Below are 23,705 nucleotides of genomic sequence, written 5' to 3'. Positions count from 1 at the left end.
TCAGTTAGCCATTGCCTGGAGTTCTTCTGCTGTGAAAACGCGGGAGCGGATATGAAATCTTACGCCCAGCGGAATTTCGAGAGAAAAACTGGATCCCCTGCCGGGAATTACATCCAGCGTGAGTTGGGTATGCTTCCAGTAGGCAAACTGGTCTGCACTCATATAAAATTTACAGCCGGCCACATTGCCCAGCAGGACGTCTGACTGGCCTACTTTGAACTCCCCTTCCGGAAAGCACATGGGCTGAGAGCCATCGCAGCAACCTCCACTCTGGTGAAACATCAGTGGACCATGCTGCTGCCTGAGTGTTTCGATCAGGTCAATGGCGGCTGGTGTAGCGAGGATTCTTGCTATCATGCACAACGGTTATTAGTTTTTTTGATCGTATAGCGGCAACAAGGCTTCGTCAATATTGGCTACTACTACTTTTTACCGGCTATCACAACCAGTTGAATATAGGGCTGCTCCCATCCGGGCAGCAGCCCTCACTTGTCCACTTAATCACAATATTCTAGAAAAATCCAAGCTTTTGCTTACTGTAGGATATCAGCATGTTTTTGGTTTGCCGATAGTGATTCAGCATCATCTTATGTGTTTCACGACCGAAACCAGACTTCTTGTATCCGCCAAATGGGGCATGTGCAGGGTAAGCATGATAACAGTTTACCCATACACGGCCCGCCTGGATAGCTCTTGGCACCTGATATAATTCATGTGCATCGCGGGTCCATACACCCGCACCCAAGCCATATAATGTATCATTGGCAATGGCAATCGCTTCTTCCGTGGTTTTGAAAGTTGTTATGCAGCTCACAGGTCCAAAAATTTCTTCCTGGAACACGCGCATCTTGTTATGCCCTTTCAGCAAGGTAGGCTGGATGTAATAACCATTTTCCAAACCGCTATTCTGTTTGAATGCCTCCCCTCCTGCCAGTACTTCCGCACCTTCCTGCTTACCGATGTCCAGGTAGCTCAGTATCTTCTGGTATTGGTCCTCACTCGCCTGTGCGCCCATCATGACTGTAGGATCCAGCGGATTTCCCAATTTGATGGCCTTGGTACGTTCGACTACTCTCTTAATAAAGGCATCATAAATATGTTCATGTACCAGGATACGGCTGGGACAGGTACATACTTCACCCTGGTTCAGGGCAAACATGACCGCCCCTTCGATGGCTTTATCCAGGAACTCGTCATCTGCATCCATCACGCTTTCGAAGAAGATATTCGGACTTTTACCACCCAGTTCCATGGTTACAGGAATCAGGTTTTCAGAAGCATACTGCATAATCAGGCGCCCGGTGGTGGTCTCACCTGTAAAAGCCACCTTGTTTACTTTGGGAGAAGAGGCCAGTGGTTTACCTGCCTCGACACCAAAACCGGTTACAATGTTCAACACACCTTTAGGCAATACATGTCCGATCAATTCCATCATTACCATAATACTGGTAGGTGTCTGTTCTGCTGGTTTTACCACTACACAGCAGCCTGCAGCCAATGCGGGTGCTATTTTCCAGGCAGCCATGAGCAGCGGGAAGTTCCAGGGTATAATTTGCCCTACAACACCAATAGGTTCATGCAGGTTGATGCTGACGGTTGTTTCGTCATGTTCACTGACAGTACCTTCTTCAGACCTGATCACGCCGGCAAAGTAGCGGAAGTGATCTACCACCAGCGGCAGGTCGGCAGCTTTGGTTTCGCGGATGGGTTTACCATTGTCGATCGTTTCAACAGTAGCGAGATAGTCGAGATTGTCTTCAACAGTCTGGGCGATCTTCAGGAGTAAATTACTCCTGTACGCTGCGGCAGTTTTGCCCCAGGTTTCAAATGCTTTATGTGCGGCGTCAATAGCTTTGTCAATATCCTGGGCATTGCCACGGGCCGCCTTGGTAAAAGGTTTGCCATCTATCGGGGAGATGTTGTCAAAGTACTCTCCGCTGGATGGGGCGACCCATTCACCATTGATAAAATGATCGTATTTCGATTTGAAAGTTGGGCGTTCCGCCACATTAGGTGTGGGAGCCACGGCGACTGTGTTGCTCATTACGGTGGAATTTATTTCGTGAAACAATATTGCTAATTTCAGGTATGTCAGCCTGAGAGGGAGTGATTTTTGTACTTATTTATAGCACGATTGTACTCTAATTAAGCAATACGTTTCAGGGTTTAACAAATCGTTCAGAAAAAATTAGCTTATCTTACTTAAAGTAATAATAAAATGATTTTGTCATGCAGGTTAAAAATCATTTAAACCACGTTGCACTATCGTCGTCGCGCGAACTCCAGACATTGGTAGAAAACAGAAGGATCTTCAATCTCAGAAATTGTGAGTTAAATATATTTGAGAGCTATGAGCAGGCTCAACATGTGCCGCTCACCTTCCACGATCTCGTTATCACCTCTATGGTGCGTGGTCACAAAGTGATGCACCTGATGGATCGCCCCTCGTTCGACTACTTTCCGGGTGAAACCGTTATCGTACCGCCTAACGAAACAATGATCATCGACTTTCCTGAAGCCTCGCGGGACAACCCCACCCAATGTATTGCACTGGCCGTAGACGACTCCTATCTGAAAGATACCATAGCCTACCTGCACTCCTATTACAATATCGGGGACGATAAGACTGACTGGCAACTCTCCTTCAATAAATATCATTTTGAAAACGACGACGACATCACGGCTTTGATCAATAAACTGATCAGTGTATGTAGCAGTGGTGACAGGGCAAAGAACATTTATGCTGACTTACATCTGAAAGAATTGTTGATTCGCCTTATTCAAAGTCAGCACCTGGAACATGCACACGCGTCGTTGCATAGTTCTAATAACCAGAACCGGATGCAATACGTTTTGCATTATATACAGGAACACCTGACAGAAAAGATTGCAGTAGATGCCCTGAGCCGGAAAGCTTACCTGAGTCGTAATCTCTTTTTCAAATGGTTCCGCGAACAATTTGGTATTACGCCATTGGAATATATAAACAGGGAGAGGGTAAAGCTGGCGAAACAGTTATTATCGCAACCCGCGCAGAATGTGAATACCGTGAGTAAGCAATGTGGGTTTAGTGATGTGAATTACTTTGTAAGGGTATTTAAGCAGCTGGAAGGGATCACGCCTAAAGCGTATCAGTCTTGTATTATTTAAGGTGTAGATCTTTTAATCTGGTATATTCTGAACACGACGTATCGGTCGTGTATTAAACATATTTTAATCTGGTCAATAAACAGATGTTGACCATGACGTATTAGTCGTGTATTATACATCCTTTAATCCGGTAAATAAACAGTTCGAAGGATGCTGATCATGATATATCAGTCGTGTATTATTTGAGGTATATAGCACGTAATTTCTTTATTGGCAGGTACCTGCATGGCCGTTGCTATGGGCAATAAATATTTATTTATTACAACAAACCATTTCCTCTCCTACCGGAAATATCTTCCCCAGCTGCTCAAACATTACCGTCATTTTCCCGGCTGTCAACTGCCGGTTGATATCAGCCAGGCGCGGTATATTCAGCCCATTTTCTTTCAGCACCCGGTTAATGTCCTGCAAACTCCATCCTTTTTCTCCGGCGTATTTCCCCATCATTTCAAGGGCCCTCGTATGCTGCAATAACCGGCATACAATATCACTGATCATCTCGGTTTCATAAATATTCAGGGAATCGGGATCCATTCCATAATACAACGCAAAGATCCTGATTGCATCGTCAATATTGACTTCCTGCAATTCATATGGGATCGTTTCATGAATCCGCTCTCTTGATGTTACGATGACCGTCCACTTGTATGCAGTAAGATAAGCCAGGAGTGAAGGATCGCCTGGTGCATTATCCATACATAACAACTTATCACCGCCCATGTGCACCAATTTATCGAGTACTTCATGTACACTGGATAACTGCCAGCAATTCATCAGCACTGTAAAATCATTTTCCAGCCACAATGCATGCTGGTAGTAAGGCTGTCCCATAACATTGAGCCGACGGATTGCTGTGTTGAAAAACTGTTTCAGCAAAGCAGTTTTACCGATACCCGCTATACCGCTCACACATACGACCCTGTTTGAAATACCGGCAAAAGTATTAATAGCGTCCAGGTCGGTTCTCCTTCCTTCGAACAGGTCTTCGGCCGGAGCAGCGGTTAGTAGAGAAGGTATCGACATTTTGTACAGTTAGGTAAAAAGTTGTGCTGTTTGAAAAGAAAATCCGGGGTATTTAAAAAAGATGGGGTTTATTTTAAATTTTTCCATCCTGTGGCATCACGATACCGTTATGCGCCATGCGCATCAGGCCGGCAAGCTGTTGAATCAGGGGAGGCTGCGCTGTTAACAAAGCCACTAATTCATGTTCTGCACTTTCCTGTAAGGACCGATCAGTAGGAGATTTTCGAAGCGCCGCGATAATGGTTGCAGAAAGCCTGCTGCTAATCCATCTTGACAGGGGAGTTTCCACAGCGCCACCTATATTCAGATTAGCACTAAGCGCATTTACCGCACCGGCAGCGAGTTCTGAGATAGCTTGTTTATCCATGACAAACGAATTATTGATACTACAGATGTTAAAAGTAGGCTATCTATTATCAGGAACGAGTTAATGAGAAGTTAACAAACAAATAAACTACATTTATGGGCTCATTTTTATCAGATGAAAAGAACCATATTTTTATTACTTAGCGTCTTTGTTTTTCCGCGCTGTGTGTTCGCACAAAAAGGTCTGACGATTCAACACTTAACCGGCCCACTTTACACATATGTTACCTGGCATGAAAACGACGGGGAACAGTATCCGGCAACCGGCATGTACCTGGTGACCCGCAAAGGCGTGGTCATAATTGATACGCCCTGGGATACGACGCAGATCGGGCCATTGAATGATAGTATCCGATTGAAACATCATCAGCCGGTAGTCATGGTGATTGCTACCCATCATCATGCGGACCGCGCGGGTGGTTTTGATGTTTATAAAAGAATGGGTATTCCAACCTATTCTACTCAATTGACGTTTGCGCTTTGTGAACAATACAAAGCGCCTAAAGCGGCCTATACTTTTAAAGGAGACACTACTTTCACAATCGGGGGGTATGCATTCCAGACTTTTTATCCGGGGGAAGGGCATACGAAAGACAATATTGTGATCTGGTTTGGACCTGATAAAGTGCTGTACGGGGGGTGCTTTGTTAAGAGCCTGGCAGCAAAGGATGCGGGATATGTGGCTGAATCAAACCTGGCAGCATGGCCAGCGAGTATAGCGCGGGTGCAGCAGGCATTTCCCGGCGCAAAGTATGTCATTCCCGGGCATTTGGGAGGGACGAGCCCGGCTGCATTAGAACATACAAGTGAGCTGGCAAAACAACAGCGGTAATTGGATATTCGGGGGGAAGGTGCTATAGGCTCCTGCGCATGGACCCGTGCATTGCCTGAACAGACAGCTGGCTCCATCAGGGTAACTGATACAGCCTTACAGGTTGTCAGAAGTAAGGGAAATCAGAATGCATGGACCCGGGCATTGCCTGACCCAACACCTGGCTCCGTTACGGTAACTGATTAAGCCTTACAGGTTGTCAGAGGTAAGGGCCATCAGAATGCATGGACTCGGGCATTGCTTATACAAACAGCTGGCTCCATCACGGTCACTGATAGAGCCTTACAGGTGTCAGAAGTAAGGGCCATCAGCATGCATGGACCCGGGCATTTCCTGAACAGACACCTGGCTCCGTTACGGTAACTGATTAAGCCTTACAGGTTGTCAGAAGTAAGGGAAATCAGAATGCATGGACGGGTGCATGGCCTGAACAAACAGTTGGCTCCGTTACGGTAACTGATTAAGCCTTACAGGTTGTCAGAGGTAAGGGAAATCAGAACGCATGGACGGGTGCATGGCCTATACAAACACCTGGCTCCATCAGGGTCACTGATACAGCCTTACAGGTTGTCAGAAGTAAGGGCCATCAGAATGCATGGACCCGTGCATTGCCTGACCCAACACCTGGCTCGGTTACGGTAACTGATTAAGCCTTACAGGTTGTCAGAAGTAAGGGCCATCAGCATGCATGGACCCGGGCATTGCCTGAACAGACACCTGGCTCCATCATGGTAACTGATACTGCCTTACAGGTTGTCAGAAGTAAGGGCCATCAGCATGCATGGACCCGGGCATTCCCTGAACAAACACCTGGCTCCATTACGGTAACTGATACAGCATTATAGGTTGTCAGAAGTAAAGGCCATCAGAATTTCCCCGGTCACTAACAGGACGAAATCACATATAAACGACTCTTACTACCTTTGACAACCCATGCTGCTATCTGTTATCTACTCAGGCGTCGACACTGATCTTAATGACCACCTTTTTTACCGCCGCCGGTTTGTCAATCTTAATATTTGGCATGTGCAGATCTGTAGGAAAAAATATCGCAAACATCCCTGTCTTTAATACGGAAAAGAACAGCGGCTTTTCTGCAAACAACATAAAGTCCGCTTCCGGATCGTATGCCTTTGCCGGCTGATGATGCAACATAAAATCATGGCCTACCAGCTCCTCTCCCTTTAAGATATATTGAATATCGATATACTTCTTATGCGATTCCATTTGCTCTTCAGCCGCATCCACCGTATCATATTCATTCACGATGGCAAAAATATCTTTCCCGTCAATTTCATATTTTCCCTTCTCTACCTTGCTAAAATCGGTAGACAATAAGTATTCAAACGCCCGGGTGAATTTAGGGCCTAAAAACGTATACCTTGAATATTGTGCTAATGTATCCAGTATCATAAATTAAATTTCGACAGGAAAGATAATCAAAACCGCACAGCATTCGTATCAAAAACGGACACTTGCGCCCGCATCGACATTACAACATATTGATTTACAATTCCATTTAATTTGGCATTTTCTTAGTGAGCCACCTCTTCAAATACAGATCTGCATGCTGAAGAATTATTTAAAGATAGCACTCCGTAACCTGTGGAAGCATAAAGGCTTTTCGGCCATTACAATTTTTGGACTGGCGATTGGACTGGCTACCTGTTTGCTGATCACCCTTTTTGTGACAGATGAACTGAGTTATGACAAATTTAACCCGAACGCTGACAGGATTTATCGCCTGGATGCAGACTTCCTTATCAACGGTACCGCCTTCCATGAAAGAAATACACCTGCCGCCTTTGGCCCTACCCTGAAAAGAGATTACCCACAGATTGAAGAATTTGTCCGCTTTGGTAATATGGGCCAGGCCCTGGTGAAGAAAGGTGAAGAAACCGTTATGGAAGAAAATACCAGCTTTGCAGATAATGGTATTTTCAAAATATTCTCCATTCACTTTCTTGCCGGAGATCCTGCGACCGCGCTGACACAGCCTAATGCACTTGTTATTTCAGAACGGGTGGCACGGAAGTATTTCCAGAGTACTGACGTACTGGGAAAGACCTTGAAAATGGATAATACGGAATATTATACCATTACCGGGGTTATTAAAAACACCCCGCCCCAGTCTCACCTGCATTTTGATATGATCCGTTCCATGGCTCACCGTGCAGACGACATGATGGACAGATGGCTAAGTAATAGTTTTATAACCTACATAATGGCAAAGCCGGGCGTTTCTGCTGCCCGGGTACAACAAATCGTCAACGAGTGCACAAAGCGATATATAGAGCCGGGTCTTATTAGTTATCTCGGGGAGAATATCGCACAACTGGAAAAGCACGGCGGTTTCTTTCGTTACAATGCTATTCCTTTAACAGATATTCACCTTCGCTCTACCAATACTGACGAGGCGGAACCCGGTGGGAATATCACCTATGTATACATCTTTATTATTACTGCCATATTGATCCTGCTCATTGCCTGTGTCAACTTTATGAACCTGAGTACTGCCCGTTCTGCAGGCAGGGCCCGGGAAGTCGGGGTACGTAAAGTATTAGGTTCTGAAAAGCGGCACCTGGTCTTCCAGTTTATCAGTGAGTCTGTTTTAACTGCATTTTTTGCGCTCCTGCTTGCGGTAATCATAGCAGGCGTCCTCCTGCCCTACCTGAACAATCTTTCTGATAAATCAATCACCCTTCACTGGAGCAATCTGACCTGGATTCTGCCCGGTCTTATTGTAACCTGCCTGGTGGTAGGCTTACTGGCGGGTAGCTACCCCGCATTCTTCCTGTCTTCATTTGAACCGGTGAAAGTGTTGAAAGGGAAGTATTCCAAAGGCATGAAAGGCAGCTGGCTGCGCAATGGACTGGTGGTTTTCCAGTTCACAGCTACTATTCTGATGCTGGTTGGTACGTTGGTAATCTATAAGCAACTGAAATTTATCAGGAACAGCAATACAGGTTATAATCGTGAGCAGGTGCTGGTGTTACAGAATATCGGCGCGCTATGGACGCATGCTAAGAGCTTTCAGCAGGAGATCAAAGCGATTCCTGGGATCGTCAATGCAACCATGACCAGTTCACTGCCAACTTCTGAAAACAGAAATACGAACGCCTATTCAAAAACACCTATGGCGGGTGATGGTAAATTGATGGCGCTGGTGGAATGGATGGTAGATGCGGATTATATCCCGACAATGGGTATGAAAATGGTCGCAGGCCGTAATTTTTCGCCGCTCATGCCAAGTGATACCAATGCCGTGTTGCTGAATGAAACAGCGGCAAAAGTATTAGGATACCAGGATCTGAAGGACAGGTACCTGTATAATAATGGAAAATTTACCGTGGTGGGGATCGTGAAGGATTTTAATGCTGGTACAATGAAGAGCAGGATTCCTCCTATTATTTTCAGATTGGGCGAATATCGCCAGTATATGGCGATCCGGATTAAAAGTAATGACCTTACCGGGGTGGTGGCACAGATCAAAGCAAAGTACCAGGGACAGCAGGATATGGCGGGACAACCTTTCAGGTATACGTTTATGGACGAGGACTTTAATCGCATGTATAAGGCAGAGGAGCGTACGGGGCAGGTGTTTACAATCTTTGCGGTACTGGCGATCGTTATTGCAGCGATGGGCGTGTTTGGCCTGGTAACGTACGCAGCGGAGCAGCGGGCGAAGGAGATCGGAATCCGCAAGGTACTGGGGGCAAGTATTTCGGGTATTGTGGCGCTGTTGTCGAAGGAGTTTTTGAGGCTGGTGATTGTGGCAATCCTGATAGCGACTCCGCTTTCGTATGTACTGATGAACCGCTGGTTGCAGGACTTTTCCTATCGTACCAGTATTGGCTGGGCGGTGTTTGTCATTGCGGCGCTGGTGGCGATCAGTATTACTTTGCTAACGATCAGTTTCAGGGTGGTGAGAGCGGCGCTGGCGAACCCGGTGCATAGTTTGAAGGCGGAGTAAGGAGAAGGAAGAGGGCTTCCATTTAAACCAACATATTATGTATTTCAACGAGGTTGTATCCAAAGTAATTTGAAGACATTGAGAATTTAAAATTCCTCTCCATCAGGTATTTGAATTAAATCCGGGAAATTTTACTTTTGATACAACCTCGTTTTCTATCGCTGTCATTATATCTTCAGTCTTATATTGATTTTCTCCATTCTCCCCACTATCCAAATGACAATAAAAGCCACTGCTATGGAACGGAGAATGCCACCCGGTCCGCTGTTTAGAAAAGCGGGATACTGAAAGTTAACCAATAGCATGATTGAATATAATAAATAAGGTATCAGGTAGCAGGTCAACGTACTTGTTCCTGCAGGTTTGATAAAGGAAAACCAGTGCATCTTTCCTTTCTGGTCTACCAACCAGATCATGCCTGCGAATACGACGGTACTGATACCAGCACAGATCAATACCCAGCTGGGTGTTGAACGGATCTTTGAGATACCCTCTGTATAAGGCCTTACAATCAGGCCGATAGCAATAGCGGCGATGCCTATCCCTACCAGCAGGGGAATCGTTTTTTTAGGTATGCTGGAAATGACCACGCCTGCCATGATTAGGCTAATAGAAGAAGCGTCTCCAATGATGGGTATATTCAATGACAACACGCCGGTATGCTTTGCAAAATTGATTGCCAGGAATACACCCAGCAGGGCTACCAATGCAGGGAACTTGCCCTTTACCAACAGGAATACCGTGGCGCTGACGAGGTATGCCCAACCTATAATACCAAGGATGCCCCACCAGGAAGGCCGCATCCATTGTCCGCCTTCTCCTTTATATAATGCTGCCATAGCAACTAGTAATACAATACCCAATCCCTGTAGCAGGTACTGTTTCTTTTTATAGTCCATCCATATCAGGAAGAATGCGATGGTAATCAGGATTTCCCATACTGCGTAAGGTAGTAGCGCAGTCGCGCTGTTATATCCTTCCAGGTTGACATGAAAGAATCCCATGATGATCAGCGCGAGTGAACGGGTTAGAATATGTCCTTCAGTTTTTATAAAAGACTCCTTTTTGGTAATGCGTTTGCCGATCGCGAATGGGATTGAAAGTCCGACGATAAACAGAAACGCGGGGAATACGGTGTCTGCAAAACCCATCCCATCTTCATTGGCTTTTACATGGTCAATCCAGGCGGGTATGTTGGATACGCCGCTGACGTCGTTGACGAAGATCATGGTAAGCATGGTGATAGCGCGGAAGGCATCGATAGATAAGAGACGTTGAGACAAGTTTTTCATAAACGAACATTACAATAACAAAATAGGGATTTTATTTTAATGTTTATAGATATTTGAGGGGGCGACAGGTGGATATAGTCGTGTGGGGCATACTTACTGCAAATCCAGCTGTATAAATAAGGTAAGACATACTTCTGTTTAATGAAAGATAATACGTACGGGCTGACGAAAAGTAAACTTTCGCGGCAGCGGGAAGGCAATACTTACTATTCATGAAAGGCAATAATCTTCGGCGGGGGAAGATAACGCTTACCGGTACATGAAAGCTCACTAACCTATGTAAAAGGCATTATTTACAAGTGCTTAAGATGCAAAAATAACTGTTTGGTTTTGCTGCCCTCTACCCTATTGATACAACCGACGACTTCAGATCCATCTATTGTTTCTTTCAACATTGACCGAAAGCAAATTTATAAAGAGCGATTGTTTTCCTATCAAAATGAGGCAGTTCTATTTTCCTCTTATCATTTTCATTTGGGTACTATCTAATGTGCAATTGGTCATCGTCAACAGGAGATCCCTGTCTCTGGCATATCTGACCGGGATCATCAACAAGCCGGAGCCATTTATTGTATAGGGCACATGATAGTATTGCAATACAGCAGGGAAATTCCTGATCATATTATTGGTGAGGGGAATTACGACCATTTTACCATCGTCGACCTGGATTGGTTGTAGTTGTGTATAGGAGCTACCGTGAAACCAATAGAATACGACTAACAGGGTCAGGAGTGTAATAGCTGTCATAATACCGTTGCGTCTATTCATGGTTGAGCGTTTTTGATCCTGCGGATTAGAAAGTACTGGAATGGCGGAAGTATGGGTGTAACAATTCACTATCCGATTTAGTCCGGGTGAACTGGAGATAAATATAGGAAAACTACCATTGTCATGTAACCGGTGATGATGAAATCCTTTGGCTAAACAGGGGGCAGCTTCAATGAGCTTTCGAGGTGATACCTACATCAATAGTACATTACAAGTACATCAAAAGTACACTTGTATATCGATTGGATATTGAGGTGCACATGTAGTGATAAATTGGTGATGTATTAGTACTCATTTAGTACAAATGTTTCACTGTAGACAAGTACTATTTATTAAATTGAATCAAATTGTTTGTTATGGCTCTTGTAAAAGACAGCTTACTTCTTCATGCCGTTCGAGGCACGCTTGGCGATCAGATTACGATCTACGAAAGAAATGGCCAGATTATAATGGCTAAAAAACGCGCCAAATCAAAGAAAAAACCGACTAAAAAGCAGGTAGCAGCCAGGGAAAAAATGGCTATTGCGGCAGCTTATGCAAAGGAGATTCTGAAGGATCCGGAGGTAAAGGCATATTATCAATCGTTGGCCGGTCCGGGACAGAATGCTTATAATATGGCGATTAAGGATGCGTATAGATCTCCCGAAGTACAGCAGATAGCACTGAAAGAGGATACTGTCGTCGTGACGGCGAAGGATGAATTCAGGATAGCGGAGGTGCAGGTACGGGTGGTTGATGAGCAGGGAAAGGTGCGGGAAAATGGAAGGGCTGTTGTGGGGCGGAATGGGGTGGATTGGTATTATAAGGTGGTTGACAGGCCGGTTAAAGGGAAGATAGTGATTATAGCGGTGGACTTGCCAGGGAATGCGACGGAGAAGGAGCTGGTGTTGGGTGGGTGATGGGGGAATTTAACGGAAGAATTATTTTTTGAGATGACGAAAAATTAAATACATTTGCACCCCGCAAGTGGTGGTACTTGTTATGCCCAGATGGCGGAACTGGTAGACGCGCTAGACTCAAAATCTTGTTTCCGAAAGGGAGTGCAGGTTCGATTCCTGTTCTGGGCACAAAGGCGGAAAGGTCGGAGATATCTCCGACCTTTTCTTGTTTTAGGGGGTCAAGGTCCGCTCTGGACCGCGTTATTAGCTCTAGTAATACATGAGGTTCGGCGGTTCGAAGTTGATTTTCTGAGAAAATCAGTTTTTCAGGAAATATCGAACCAACGATTTGCTTTTTGCCGACTGGGGAGGCTGTAATGTAGCGTGTGGCTATGTTTTTTATGATTTCTCCCCCATGGGATAAATATTCCAGATAGTTATCCTTAGTTGATAGCAACTTCGTTTTCCTCCTTTCAAGCTCTTCTATCTTCTTTAGTAGATCTGTCTTTATGTCCTTAAATTCTTCAGCCGAAACCCCTATTTTTTGAGTATGGCGTTTAACGAAAAATACAAACTAGTTGGTATTGATTTGGAATAAAATACGGTATAATTTCGTCCATTAAATTATATCAACTATTAATGCAATCTTAAATTAGCATTTACATTATAATTAATTTATGTCTACCCCAACATTACCTGTTCTTCCAAACGGGATTCAGAATATTGCGCTGAGTTTTTCAGGCGGAGGCTTTAGGGCTGCTTCTTTCACTTTAGGATGTGCTTCTTTTTTACATCAGTTGCCTTATGAAGGTGAGCCGCTACTGCACAAAGTAAAGTTTATTTCTTCTGCATCGGGCGGCAGTATTACCAATTTGTTTATGAGTTATAAGCTTAGGGAGAAAGTGGGCTTTGAAGATATATTCAGGGAACAAGTGGCATTTATGACCGGCGATAAACTTATTGATAGAGTCTTTGAAACGCTGCATGACGACAGCATCTGGACAAACAGACCAGAGAAAAATCGAAACCTGATCAACGCATTTGCTATTGTTTATAACGAACGGGTGTTTGCCGGAGGAAAATTAAGTGATCTGAAAAAAGTGGGATCGGGGCAGGGATATATTGTGGATGAGATCTGTATTAATACAACCGAGTTTGATAATGGAATGAACTTCCGTTTTGGAACAGGGACTGGTTTGATAGGGAATAAATTTCTGCATTTTAACAAGGATGGAGAATCGCAGGAAACCGCAGGTAAAATTTTGTTGGGAGATATATTAGCCTGTTCTTCCTGTTTCCCGGCAGGGTTTGAACCCGTTATGTTTCCATTTGACTTTACGCATAGTGACCTTACCAAACAACAATTGAACAAGGCAATTTATCAAAGTAATAATTATACAGAAAAAGAAACAGCGGCTTCTCAAACAAATGATGAAGTTATTTTCGGTTTTATGGACGGGGGTATAGATGATAATCAGGGTGTCTATGGCTTTTTACTAGCTGATAGCAGACATCAGCAGTCGTTCGATTTTTATTTTTCCTGCGACGTAACCAGTAATTTTCTGTCGGAACCGTTCAAATACCCAACGCCATCATCCGCCGAATGGCTAAAACAATCATGCCCATCATTAATCAGCAAGATCAAACGCGGCATAAGCATATACCTGACGGTGGCAGCTATTCTATTTGTTGCGGGAGTAATATTGAATGCATTTATATCCAGGTTAGGATTAGTGCTGGCAGGCTTCTCAGCAGCGGCCATTGTTATTCCGGTTTTACTCTGGTCGATTCTTAAAAGGAAATTAGTGAATGTATTAGTGGAGCGGTTAGCTCCAAAGGGCACCGACTCCTGGGGCACTACCTTCAATAAATATAAAGGTCAATTGTTTAGTTTGCCTTTAGGTGGGTTGCTGACAATGCTGCAGTCACGATTGACTTCAGTACTGCTATTGGCCAGTACAGTATATCTTAAAAAGATCCGAAGAATCAGCTATGACTATCTCTTTGCAGTGAAGGAGCTGGACGTCTATAAAAAAATGGTAGAGGGTGCTAATAAAAGTACAGTGCCTGTGCCGCTAAATCCCGGAAAGGGCTGGAGAGATCATATGGGGGTAACAGCATTGTATTTGTTATCCACAAAGAATGATTTTATGCTGAAGCGAATTCTGGCCAGACCTGAATATGTAGGGTTAAAATTAAGCAAAGATAATAATACAGACTTGTCTCAGTATCTGCAACCTTCTATACAATTGCGAGCAATCGTTGACAGAGGCCTGGAAATGGATACTACCTTATGGTTTGCAGCACACGATGTAGCGGAGAAGAGAATGGAGTCAATCATTATTGCGGGTCAGGCTACCATGTGTTTCCACCTAATGATCAACGTCTGGCAGTTTGACGATGCCACGCCTGGACTGATAAAATTAAAACAACAGCTGATTGAAGATTGGGGAAAGTTCCAGAAAGAGCCTTCTTGGCTGTATAGGAAACTGATAAAGTAGATCAATCTGCGGCCTCCTGATAATCTGATTTCTTAAATAGATTCTTAATAGCCATGAAAATTGTACCTCCATTTCGGAAGCTAAGGGGTTATACATTTGATCCTGCTTTGTCAAGTAAGATGGAAACCGCATCTATTAACCAGATTGTTTACAATGTACTTTGGGAAGATTTAGAACCGGCTGAAACTGAAAAATTAAGAAATAACAGCACAAGGACTAAAAAGAATGAATCTGATGTAAAGCAGGGTGCCGGGCCTGTTGGGGAATATCTTGAAATTATAGATTATGACCCGACAACCAAGAAGTTTTACAAACCTGTTAATCTGAATGAAACTTATATCCTGGCACAGGATGGACTTGACCCCAGTGAAAGTAATCCTATGTTTCATCAGCAAATGGTGTATGCAGTGGCAATGACCACTATTATGAATTTTGAGAGGAGCTTAGGTCGTAAAATTATTTGGGCCAGCAGGCATTGTTTTGAGGAGATTTTTGATAAGAAAAAGAAGAGGAAATTTAAGCAAAAAAAAGAGGAATACGTTCAACGCTTACGCATTTATCCCCATGCGTTAAGAGAAGCAAACGCTTATTATAGTCCTCAGAAAAAGGCGTTGTTATTTGGATATTTTAACGCCTCGCCTGCAAATGTTACATTGCAGATGCCAGGCGCCGTTATCTTTACCTGTCTTAATCATGATATTATAGCGCACGAAGTAACACACGCTATCATTGATGGCTTGCATCGTCATTATAATGAACCCACGAACCCGGATGTTCATGCATTTCATGAAGCCTTTGCGGACATCGTTGCGCTGTTTCAACATTTTACTTTTACAGAAGTACTGAAAGATCAGATTTCAAAAACAAGAGGTGATATTGGTGCTCAACAAAGCTTGCTGGGTGAGATTGCGCAGGAGTTTGGTTATTCGATGGGTAAGTATGGTAGTCTTAGAATGGCCATTGGCAAATTTAATGAGGAAGAGAAGCGCTGGGAGCCCGCCAAGCCAGATGGAACAGAGTATCAAACCCAAATGGAGCCACATGCCAGAGGAAGTATTCTGGTAGCAGCCGTATTCGAGGCATTTATCAATATTTACAAAAAAGGTGCGGCGGATTTATTAAGGATTTATACCAACGGCTCCGGCGTACTTCCAGAGGGAGAGTTACATCCTGATCTGGTAAACAGATTGGCAACGGAGGCTTCGAGAGCTGCTAAGCATGTGCTGGGCATGTGTATCAGGGCACTAGACTATCTGCCTCCAGTGGATGTTACATTTGGGGATTTCCTGCGCGGTATAATTACTGCTGATGTTGACCTGGTAAAGGAAGATGTGAAAAACTACAGGCTGGCTTTTATTGAAGCTTTCAAAAAACGGGGTATTTACCCCGAAGGAATCCGGACCATGAGTGTGGATAGCTTACGGTATAGACTGCCTGTGGATATTAATAAGGTCGTGAAGCGGCCGCTGGACATTATTTCCGAATTTCTAAAAAAGTATAGAGATGAAATCGTGTATGTAAAAGATAGAAAAAAAATATATGACATTTCCAGAAGGTACATGTCGGGAAAAGGGAACGATGAGTTTCTGGGTCTGGAAAAACAAATTGATAACGAATTTAATAGCAGTAATAAAAAGAAGATTGAAGCGGAAAACGCTTTTGAAGTACTGACCGGTTTGATCTTTTTTAATACCTGGAAGAAATTTGGTAATAAAACAGAGGATGATAATTATGACAGACCTCCGTTTGCTGTGCAACAGTTAAGGTTGGTATCAAGAGTAGGGCCAGATGGGAGCCAGATAAATCAGATCGTATTCGCTATTACACAACGCTCTGAGCTTTCAAATACAGAAAAAGACGGTAAGAAAAAACAATTAGTATTTTCAGGCGGGTGCACACTCATTTTTGATATGGATACGATGAAATTAAAATATGCAATTAGTAAACCGTTGCTTGATTTAGAATGCTTTACAACGAATGGACATATTAAACTTAATATGACGCGTATTGAACATCAATACAACTACCAGGTGGAGCACAGGAACAGGTGCGCCAGTGAATATAACCGGTACTTCGAGCCGATGGTCGATACCATTCATGATGAACCATTTGCATTACTACATAAACACTAATTTTATGCGCCAGATAACTGATATAAGAGTACGCATGTATAAAATGGGCACTGGTGATTGTTTTGTCTTGTTTTTTGAAGCAGAGAATGAATGCACATTTAAAATGATGATTGATTGTGGTACCTGCCAGGGTACTTATGAAGACATGGCACCGGTTATTGAGAAATTATTAGGTGACGTAAGTAATTCTATAGATCTGTTGATTGTAACGCATGAACATAAAGACCATGTTCATGGATTTGATGTGTGCAAAGAATTGATTACTAAAAAACTAAATGTAAAAAATGTATGGCTGGCCTGGACGGAAAATGAAGAATCGCCTCTTGCAAATAAATGGAAAAAGGATTACGGCCAGAAGAAAAAGGCTTTAGCAAAAGCTGCCTCCAGACTTAAACAGGCAGTGGCCACGCAGGCTTTTGAAGATATGTATAAGCATGAAATGAATGGAGAACCGCTGATGATAAAAAAGCGGGAGATGGTGGAGAAGATTATGGAATTTGCCGATTTACATATGGATAAAGGAGTGGATTATGAATATAAAGGAGGTTTGGCAGGTATGAATGTGGTAAAGGAGATAATAGGTGCTCCCAATAAAATTTCCTATCCGGAGCCTGGTTCTATACGTGGAAATATTAGAGGTTTAGACGGAGTGAAGATTTATATCATGGGGCCATCTACTTCATGGGAACAGATTCGGAAAAAATCTGTGAAAGAGGGGAGCCATTATACCCGCAATTATATGGATGTAGCGGAATGGCGTGGTTTCTCTGAAGCATTACTCAGCGACAGGAACAGTACATCCCCTTTTGATGAAAGTTACGTTGTATCAGAGGATGATTTACTGAGCCGGTATCAACAGGAATCCGAATGGCGGAAAATAGATCATGACTGGCTTTATGGGGCAGGGGAACTGGGATTGAGAGTGAACACCGTTACAAATAATCTGAGCCTAGCTATTGCGATAGAATTTGGAGAAGAAAATGACCGTAAAGTATTGTTGTTTCCTGGGGACACAGAATATGGAGGATGGGCTGCCTGGCATGATCTAAAATGGGACACCGAAGAAAAGAACGGGCAGAAGCATTTAACAGAAGAATTGCTAAACAGGACGGTGTTCTACAAAGTTTCACATCATTTAAGTTACAATGGTACTCCCAGGGCATTGGGATTAGAAATGATGAACCACCGTGATTTAGTAACAATGTGTACACTCGATTATAATAAGATTGGTCCCGGATGGAGCCGTACTATGCCAAGTTATGATCTGTTAAGTGAATTGCTGATAAAAAGCAGGGGTAGATTGTTGATCATGAACGATGAAAATATTTTCGCGAATGACGAAAATACAATGCTCTTAAAACCGCACATTGAGGCTACGAAAAAGAAAAGAATGACTAAGCAGGAATTTTACGAGTTTCGGAACGCTTGCAGGGAAGAAGAGTTTTTTATAGAATATAAAGTTAGCGCAAAGAAAAAATAACAAACAATCCTTTGTAACCAAAATGATAGAAGAAAGTGGGAGTATTTCAAGAACTGCTGGACGCAGAAAAGTCCAGTAAGGTACCGGCCTCATTATGTCTTTGCTACACAGTGACATTTAAAGACCCCAGCATATTTGAGAGAAAGTATGATATTGAGTTGTTAAACTATAAACCATATGATAGTCGCAGCGCTTTGTTGTACTATGGGAGACCTTATTTCAGGGAGAATGATAGTGGTAAAATTGACGCTTATCCTCCAATTACATTTTTATTCAACTTTGACAAGTTTGATAATTTCCAACTAAACAAAGTATCTTCATTTGATGCCAGTCTATTGAGTAAAGTTACAGGGAACGAAAATTATACTATAAGCAATTTTTCCTATGAAGACCCCTGTCTCTGCATTTTACCCGTCTTTGTCAGTTTGCTTTTTGGGGACAATGATAATTTTCTAAGTGATGAAATACATTTTGAAAGACTAGATCTGCTGGTACAAAAAAGAAATGATTTGAGCATCATCCGTGATGTTTACAAGATGAAAAAAAACAAATATGGTTATCCATCAGCATCCATAGAAGTAAGGTATTTAGACAAAATGCCTATGCATCCATTCCATATCATACTTCCTTCTATTGTTCGTGATAATGACAGTTATAAAGAAGATGCATTTAAACAATTGTATAACGGAGCAGCCATTTCCTATTACGGAGAGGATGAATATGATAAACATCAGGATTTGCCTCCTATTGATTGCCACCAATTATTAAGGACCGAGGTGAAGAGAGTATTGAAGGAGATGAGTCAGGAAAAGTATGTATGTAAAGCATTCAGTTGTATTAATGAGAATATTTAACTCCTTATTGTGACATATAAAGTGAGAAATCTGCTGCAGGATGTTGTAAATTCTGTACACAAAACGGTTGATTATACTTATATAGGCGCTGTAAAGCCTGCTCCCGGTAGCGGGCGATTTGTGATGTCAATATTTAAAAACAGCCAACAGACCTATTTTTATCAGGAAGTGAAAGATGGGATAATTAATGGATTTAAGGAAATAGATATTGATAGAGAACAAATAATTACTGTAGAAAGAGGGATAACTGTGAAGGTTGGGCAGGATGCTATCTACACATTTATCAAATCTGAAAGAGTAGATAGACCAGATGAGGAGGATAACCCTGAAATGGAGATTGGGATGAATGTGGTCTTGTTATTTTTTGGTAAAAAAGAGGAGGTTGTCTCGTACCTAGCTCAATATGTAGACGATGAAAATCTGAATATTTATACAAGACTGGAGATTTCCAATTTTTTTGAACTCTACGGTAAATCTGCCGCCCTGCAGCAACGGCTGAAACCAGATTATAATATCAACATATTTGAACAGAAGCTTTCCAACAAAATATCATCTTCAGAGAGTAAGCTGGATGCAAATGAGTTTTGGGGTGAGGTGATGGACAGATTTAAAAAACTAAATAGTCTAAACGGATGTATTGCATTTTCTGATTTGATTTTTCTTGGGAAAGGAGGGACGTTTTTTCAGGACGTAAAAGTGACTCTAAATAACTTATTTAATAAAGAGATTTTTCTGGATGGAAAATATAAGAAAGCAGTTAGTGATTTTATATCCAACTCATTTAACAGGAAGCATATCACGGAAGATGATGTGACGAAAAATAATTCTCTCTTTCAATGGATGCTAAGATCGGAATATGTGGAAATGAGTGTTTTAAGTGTGTGGAAGGTGGATGAATCGTTACTGGACGTTGGCGCTGATATGGAAAAACTTAGCTTAATGGAAGTTAACGGGATAGGTGAAGTTATTCATGATGATGAGCGCCCTGATAGTGAGTACGAGTATCTCGGTAAGGCATCACCAGAGAGCTGGAAAATAGATGAAGTAATGGAAAATATTATAAAAAAATATTCAAATTATGACCGGAAAGAAGCCGATTTCGTTGAATGACAGGGAGTTTTTATTTAGTTGGTATACCCCACAGGATATTGATATTGTTATTGATGACTTTAAGCGGACCACGCTGGGTGTTCGATTTGTATATGCCATTGATACATTTGATATGGTAGAAAATTATCTACCATATTTTGAAAAGAACCTCTTTTCTGAAAAGAATATTGAGCATAGGGCGCACAAATATATATGTTATGACCATTTCTTTGGAAGTCATAGTGATGCCCAATCTGTGCTGCTGGATGAATATAAATTAGAGTTTTTGTTTGTTAAGAAGAAGCTTAGCAAACATTTAGCAGATGCAGCGAGAATTCTTGATAATTTAAAATCTTTGCGGGAAATAACCCAGGATTTTACCCAGGATCTTGAAAAAGTGAAGGCTTTTTTCGAAAGTAACCTGGAATTTATATTAGCCATGTTAATTATTAACAAAAAGCAGGGAAATATATTAACTGAATTCGTTTCATTTCTTACTGATAGATTGGATGTATATGACTTTAAAAATTTCCCGTCAGAGCTTATAGGGAAATTGAGGGATATTTTTGAGGATAGTGTGCCGTCTGGCTTGTCCGTTAATGTTTTCAGAAAGTATATTGATAAAATTAAGTTGAGATTGCTTGCCATTGAAGATCCTCAGCTGAGAAATATTTACCTAGATAATACCTACAGGGATATAAGAGCGATTGAACGGGTTGTTAAAATAGATAAAAAGATAAGGGATTCCGGGCTTAAATGTAAAGTGATTTATTTTTCTACGGCCAAGAAAACGGAGGAACTTGTAACGCTTTGTAAACATGAACTGGGAAGCACTTTTGTAAATATACATAGGAATATTTATCATTATTTTCTGCTGAAGATCATATCCAGGGACTATCAAGATAATGTAGAAAAAGGAATTTCTGTGTTGAACGCAATAAAGGAAAACTTCAAGGCCCGGCATAGTGATGTGGAGTATGTGCCGGGAAATAGTAATCCCGGTATGGAAGAAATCAATACGTCAATTGATCAGTTATTTCGGGAGAATGCCAATGTTGTAGACAATCATTTCTATTTAAAGTTATACGATCAATATAATGGTATATATAACCTGGACGATCAGCCACAGGGTGGAAGTGTAGATACGAGGATTTTAGATGCTGTAAAGGAACTGGAGAGTAATTGGTCCGAACTGAAGGGTACATATATGCGGTTGGACCAGTCTATTTCCAGGTTGAATCAGACTATTAGCATCAAGGATGTTTATAGTGGGCTAGTAAATTATGACCCGGTTTATAAGTTTGGTTGCGATACGATCAGGGATCCATTTCATCACTTGCCGTATTTACTGGACCTGAATGTTTATTTCACAAATGAACAGCAGGAAATAGTATATGGGTTTCTAAATCTGTCTGCAGTTTTTAAAAACCCCGACAAAAAAAGATTACAGCTCCATTTGCATAAAATTATTGATATTATTTCTGCGAACGAAGTGAAGCATATAGAAGGCAAAATATTTAAAGATATGTTTGTTTCATATCTCAATTTTGTTGCTCAAAGTAATCAACCCAATGATACAAATAATAAATTAATTACTGAGGAGCAGATTATAAACAACCTGGAAATGCTGGTAGAGGTCTGCGGTATACAGTTTCAAAAAGTAGACGTTGGAAAATCTAATCAGACAAAACATATTCAAACGTTTGAATCCCATAAAACGGCTGTACTTCCGGAGATCCAATATTTGTTGCTATGGCTATACCGCCGGAATAACCGCATTGAAGAAGGCATCAAATTAAGTAAAACATTTGAAAAAGACAGATTTTCCGATCCACGGTTTTCACATGGTACGGGTATGTTGTATGTGGCCAGGTTGTATGATGGAATTATCAATAATAAGTTCGTTGAAGATGATGCATTTACTGCCCGGGAGTATTTGATGATGGCAAAGGACGGTTATATTAAATGGATTGCAGGAAAACATAAATACGGCTTAATCCGCAAAGTAATTTACAAGAACATTATAGCCATTTGTAACTTGTTGGCAGACCTTGAAGTGAGGTTAATTGAAGAAAACAAAGTGGGCGATGTTTATGTAAGTATTGATGCCGCCAAAGCGTTAATGAACCTTGCGAAATCTTATTTCCGATTCATCGAAATATCTTATGATGATAGCGCTACTTATAATACCAGCGAACTTGAAATTATTTTAGCTGAAATAAGGTTATTGAAACAGCGCGGCGATTTTAAAGGAGCGATGCAGATCATTCAGGAGGGTGAAAAAAAGCAACGACTGATAGAAGGACTACCTTATTATAGTACATATGTAAATAGTTACTTCCATAAGAAAATAGCTGATTTTAATATCCTGAAAACAGAGGTCATGGAAATCTGATTCCAGAAGTGCTTTGGAACTTAAATTCTTTCGATGGTAGAGGAAAACAATTCTTAAATGGGACTATTTCGTTAAGTGTTTAAATAATAAAATCGAGATTATCTTATAATTTAGATTTTCACTCTGTCATCAAAGATAGTTAAGAACTGATTAACGATCGTTTCTTAAAGATTCTTCATAAATGATAAGGTCAATGGCAGCTAACCGATATATGAAATCAATAATCAGGGGAAGTTCCTCTTCTGTATAAGCATATATATCTGCCTGTAGCAATTGTCTTGCGTCATTTAATGTTGGCTTAATGGGTAAACGGTGTTGGGCTTCCTGTTTAATGCTGATGATATATAAAAAAAAAGTAACCAACGTAAAAATTCACTTTCCGCTTTAGGCAGTTTTGGGAAGAATTATGCTGAATTTTGTCGAATTATGTCAAGTTATGTCACTATACCCGGCAACTACTCAATTGAACATACTAAATGCATGTTCTATTGATTAGTTGCCTATGATTAGTGCATTTACAGCGATTTGACTCAGTTGCTTTACAAATATCTCATTGGCAGTTTCGGTTCGAAACCGCTTCTTACACAATTTAACAGACTGGCAGTGATAATAGTAGTATACACCTCCGTTACCACGGGAACCACTTACACTTAAAGGCTTACCACAACGCTGACAGGTCAGAAATCCCCTAAGAGGTAGATGAATATCGATTTCCGTAAAGACATTAACCCTCGCCTTACGTTTTTTGCCCATTAACATATCCTGAACGTCATCAAATAATTGTTTTGACACAATAGGTTGATGAATCCCTTTTACACAATATGCTGCCTCATTTTTAAAGGCAGCAAGAAAGAGCCAAGGCAGGTGGCTAGTTTTGTAGTGAAATACTCAGTTGAGCAACAGGTCCCAAAAGCCCCCCCCTTTCGCTGGTGCAGCAGATGAAGCAAGATCATTTTTTTGGTTGGTAATAAA

The 23,705-nt window shown here is 41.8% G+C and carries 19 protein-coding genes and 1 tRNA gene; 12 read left to right on the top strand and 8 right to left on the bottom strand.

Translation table 11 applies throughout. The features are described 5' to 3' along the window. Positions 1–357, bottom strand: coding sequence for a DUF779 domain-containing protein (locus ABDW33_RS23160; RefSeq protein ID WP_343692478.1), 357 nt, complete (start codon positions 355–357; stop codon positions 1–3). A 154-nt stretch (positions 358–511) separates the two neighbouring features. Then, positions 512–2,044, bottom strand: a complete 1,533-nt coding sequence (locus ABDW33_RS23155; protein ID WP_343692477.1) for an aldehyde dehydrogenase family protein — start codon at positions 2,042–2,044, stop codon at positions 512–514. Positions 2,045–2,229: 185 nt separating this feature from the next. Between ABDW33_RS23155 and ABDW33_RS23150 the strand changes: the two genes are divergently transcribed. Next, positions 2,230–3,150 (top strand): AraC family transcriptional regulator, encoded by a 921-nt coding sequence (locus tag ABDW33_RS23150; protein ID WP_343692476.1) that lies wholly within the window; start codon positions 2,230–2,232, stop codon positions 3,148–3,150. 252 nt (positions 3,151–3,402) lie between these two features. On the opposite strand, the gene ABDW33_RS23145 is transcribed toward ABDW33_RS23150, so the two are convergent. After that, complete coding sequence (locus ABDW33_RS23145; protein WP_343692475.1) at positions 3,403–4,173, bottom strand: hypothetical protein; 771 nt, start codon at positions 4,171–4,173, stop codon at positions 3,403–3,405. A gap of 73 nt (positions 4,174–4,246) precedes the next feature. Further along, positions 4,247–4,540, bottom strand: a complete 294-nt coding sequence (locus tag ABDW33_RS23140) for a hypothetical protein (protein ID WP_343692474.1) — start codon at positions 4,538–4,540, stop codon at positions 4,247–4,249. A gap of 114 nt (positions 4,541–4,654) precedes the next feature. On the opposite strand from ABDW33_RS23140, the gene bla reads away from it, so the two are divergent. Continuing rightward, positions 4,655–5,371 carry a subclass B1 metallo-beta-lactamase gene (gene bla, locus ABDW33_RS23135; protein WP_343692473.1) on the top strand — a complete coding sequence of 239 codons (717 nt, stop codon included), beginning with the start codon at positions 4,655–4,657 and terminating at the stop codon, positions 5,369–5,371. Beyond that, on the top strand, positions 5,372–5,557 hold the full coding sequence (locus ABDW33_RS23130; RefSeq protein ID WP_343692472.1) for a hypothetical protein: 186 nt from the start codon (positions 5,372–5,374) through the stop codon (positions 5,555–5,557). 768 nt (positions 5,558–6,325) lie between these two features. Here the strand turns inward: ABDW33_RS23130 and ABDW33_RS23125 are convergent. Beyond that, positions 6,326–6,784 carry a YhcH/YjgK/YiaL family protein gene (locus ABDW33_RS23125; RefSeq protein ID WP_343692471.1) on the bottom strand — a complete coding sequence of 153 codons (459 nt, stop codon included), beginning with the start codon at positions 6,782–6,784 and terminating at the stop codon, positions 6,326–6,328. Between the two features lie 154 nt (positions 6,785–6,938). Here ABDW33_RS23125 and ABDW33_RS23120 point away from each other — a divergent pair, with 154 nt between their 5' ends. Further along, a complete protein-coding gene (locus ABDW33_RS23120) occupies positions 6,939–9,344 on the top strand; it encodes an ABC transporter permease (protein ID WP_343692470.1) in 2,406 nt (801 codons plus the stop codon). A 167-nt stretch (positions 9,345–9,511) separates the two neighbouring features. On the opposite strand, the gene ABDW33_RS23115 is transcribed toward ABDW33_RS23120, so the two are convergent. Then, the gene (locus ABDW33_RS23115; protein ID WP_343692469.1) at positions 9,512–10,636 is read right to left on the bottom strand and encodes a DUF5009 domain-containing protein; all 1,125 of its coding nucleotides are present in this window, start codon (positions 10,634–10,636) and stop codon (positions 9,512–9,514) included. Positions 10,637–11,086: 450 nt separating this feature from the next. Further along, positions 11,087–11,404, bottom strand: coding sequence for a hypothetical protein (locus ABDW33_RS23110; RefSeq protein WP_343692468.1), 318 nt, complete (start codon positions 11,402–11,404; stop codon positions 11,087–11,089). 356 nt (positions 11,405–11,760) lie between these two features. On the opposite strand from ABDW33_RS23110, the gene ABDW33_RS23105 reads away from it, so the two are divergent. The 8 genes from ABDW33_RS23105 to ABDW33_RS23070 all read left to right on the top strand — a co-directional run bounded on the left by ABDW33_RS23105 (position 11,761) and on the right by ABDW33_RS23070 (position 22,733). Beyond that, positions 11,761–12,303 (top strand): hypothetical protein, encoded by a 543-nt coding sequence (locus ABDW33_RS23105; protein WP_343692467.1) that lies wholly within the window; start codon positions 11,761–11,763, stop codon positions 12,301–12,303. Between the two features lie 84 nt (positions 12,304–12,387). After that, positions 12,388–12,471, top strand: a tRNA-Leu gene (locus ABDW33_RS23100). A gap of 488 nt (positions 12,472–12,959) precedes the next feature. After that, positions 12,960–14,783: a patatin-like phospholipase family protein gene (locus tag ABDW33_RS23095; RefSeq protein WP_343692466.1), complete on the top strand. Its 1,824-nt coding sequence runs from the start codon at positions 12,960–12,962 to the stop codon at positions 14,781–14,783. A gap of 53 nt (positions 14,784–14,836) precedes the next feature. Then, positions 14,837–16,915, top strand: a complete 2,079-nt coding sequence (locus tag ABDW33_RS23090; RefSeq protein WP_343692465.1) for a hypothetical protein — start codon at positions 14,837–14,839, stop codon at positions 16,913–16,915. After that, positions 16,881–18,395 carry a hypothetical protein gene (locus tag ABDW33_RS23085; protein WP_343692464.1) on the top strand — a complete coding sequence of 505 codons (1,515 nt, stop codon included), beginning with the start codon at positions 16,881–16,883 and terminating at the stop codon, positions 18,393–18,395. Before ABDW33_RS23090 ends, ABDW33_RS23085 begins: the two co-directional genes overlap by 35 nt. Before the next feature lie 35 nt (positions 18,396–18,430). Then, positions 18,431–19,249: a hypothetical protein gene (locus tag ABDW33_RS23080; protein WP_343692463.1), complete on the top strand. Its 819-nt coding sequence runs from the start codon at positions 18,431–18,433 to the stop codon at positions 19,247–19,249. Positions 19,250–19,258: 9 nt separating this feature from the next. Next, positions 19,259–20,359 (top strand): hypothetical protein, encoded by a 1,101-nt coding sequence (locus tag ABDW33_RS23075; protein ID WP_343692462.1) that lies wholly within the window; start codon positions 19,259–19,261, stop codon positions 20,357–20,359. After that, entirely contained in the window at positions 20,328–22,733 is a 2,406-nt protein-coding gene (locus ABDW33_RS23070) for a hypothetical protein (RefSeq protein WP_343692461.1), read from the top strand. The genes ABDW33_RS23075 and ABDW33_RS23070 overlap by 32 nt, the downstream gene beginning before the upstream one ends. A 492-nt stretch (positions 22,734–23,225) precedes the next feature. On the opposite strand, the gene ABDW33_RS23065 is transcribed toward ABDW33_RS23070, so the two are convergent. Further along, complete coding sequence (locus tag ABDW33_RS23065) at positions 23,226–23,486, bottom strand: zinc ribbon domain-containing protein (RefSeq protein ID WP_343692519.1); 261 nt, start codon at positions 23,484–23,486, stop codon at positions 23,226–23,228. Between the last annotated feature and the right edge of the window lie 219 nt (positions 23,487–23,705).

The organism is Chitinophaga sp. (assembly GCF_039596155.1).
In the GTDB taxonomy this organism is placed as follows: Bacteria; Bacteroidota; Bacteroidia; order Chitinophagales; family Chitinophagaceae; genus Chitinophaga.
Note: the sequence above shows the minus strand (reverse complement) of the source record. Positions and strands in the feature narration are given on the sequence as shown.

Excerpts from the sequence above, each read along its gene's own strand:
- ABDW33_RS23115 (WP_343692469.1), bottom strand. The coding sequence starts at position 10,636 with ATGAAAAACTTGTCTCAACGTCTCTTATCTATCGATGCCTTCCGCGCT.
- ABDW33_RS23140 (WP_343692474.1), bottom strand. The coding sequence starts at position 4,540 with ATGGATAAACAAGCTATCTCAGAACTCGCTGCCGGTGCGGTAAATGCG.
- ABDW33_RS23155 (WP_343692477.1), bottom strand. The coding sequence starts at position 2,044 with ATGAGCAACACAGTCGCCGTGGCTCCCACACCTAATGTGGCGGAACGC.
- bla (WP_343692473.1), top strand. The coding sequence starts at position 4,655 with ATGAAAAGAACCATATTTTTATTACTTAGCGTCTTTGTTTTTCCGCGC.
- ABDW33_RS23070 (WP_343692461.1), top strand. The coding sequence starts at position 20,328 with ATGACCGGAAAGAAGCCGATTTCGTTGAATGACAGGGAGTTTTTATTT.
- ABDW33_RS23160 (WP_343692478.1), bottom strand. The coding sequence starts at position 357 with ATGATAGCAAGAATCCTCGCTACACCAGCCGCCATTGACCTGATCGAA.
- ABDW33_RS23105 (WP_343692467.1), top strand. The coding sequence starts at position 11,761 with ATGGCTCTTGTAAAAGACAGCTTACTTCTTCATGCCGTTCGAGGCACG.
- ABDW33_RS23085 (WP_343692464.1), top strand. The coding sequence starts at position 16,881 with ATGATGAACCATTTGCATTACTACATAAACACTAATTTTATGCGCCAG.
- ABDW33_RS23150 (WP_343692476.1), top strand. The coding sequence starts at position 2,230 with ATGCAGGTTAAAAATCATTTAAACCACGTTGCACTATCGTCGTCGCGC.
- ABDW33_RS23125 (WP_343692471.1), bottom strand. The coding sequence starts at position 6,784 with ATGATACTGGATACATTAGCACAATATTCAAGGTATACGTTTTTAGGC.
- ABDW33_RS23145 (WP_343692475.1), bottom strand. The coding sequence starts at position 4,173 with ATGTCGATACCTTCTCTACTAACCGCTGCTCCGGCCGAAGACCTGTTC.
- ABDW33_RS23120 (WP_343692470.1), top strand. The coding sequence starts at position 6,939 with ATGCTGAAGAATTATTTAAAGATAGCACTCCGTAACCTGTGGAAGCAT.
- ABDW33_RS23090 (WP_343692465.1), top strand. The coding sequence starts at position 14,837 with ATGAAAATTGTACCTCCATTTCGGAAGCTAAGGGGTTATACATTTGAT.
- ABDW33_RS23095 (WP_343692466.1), top strand. The coding sequence starts at position 12,960 with ATGTCTACCCCAACATTACCTGTTCTTCCAAACGGGATTCAGAATATT.
- ABDW33_RS23110 (WP_343692468.1), bottom strand. The coding sequence starts at position 11,404 with ATGAATAGACGCAACGGTATTATGACAGCTATTACACTCCTGACCCTG.
- ABDW33_RS23065 (WP_343692519.1), bottom strand. The coding sequence starts at position 23,486 with ATGGGCAAAAAACGTAAGGCGAGGGTTAATGTCTTTACGGAAATCGAT.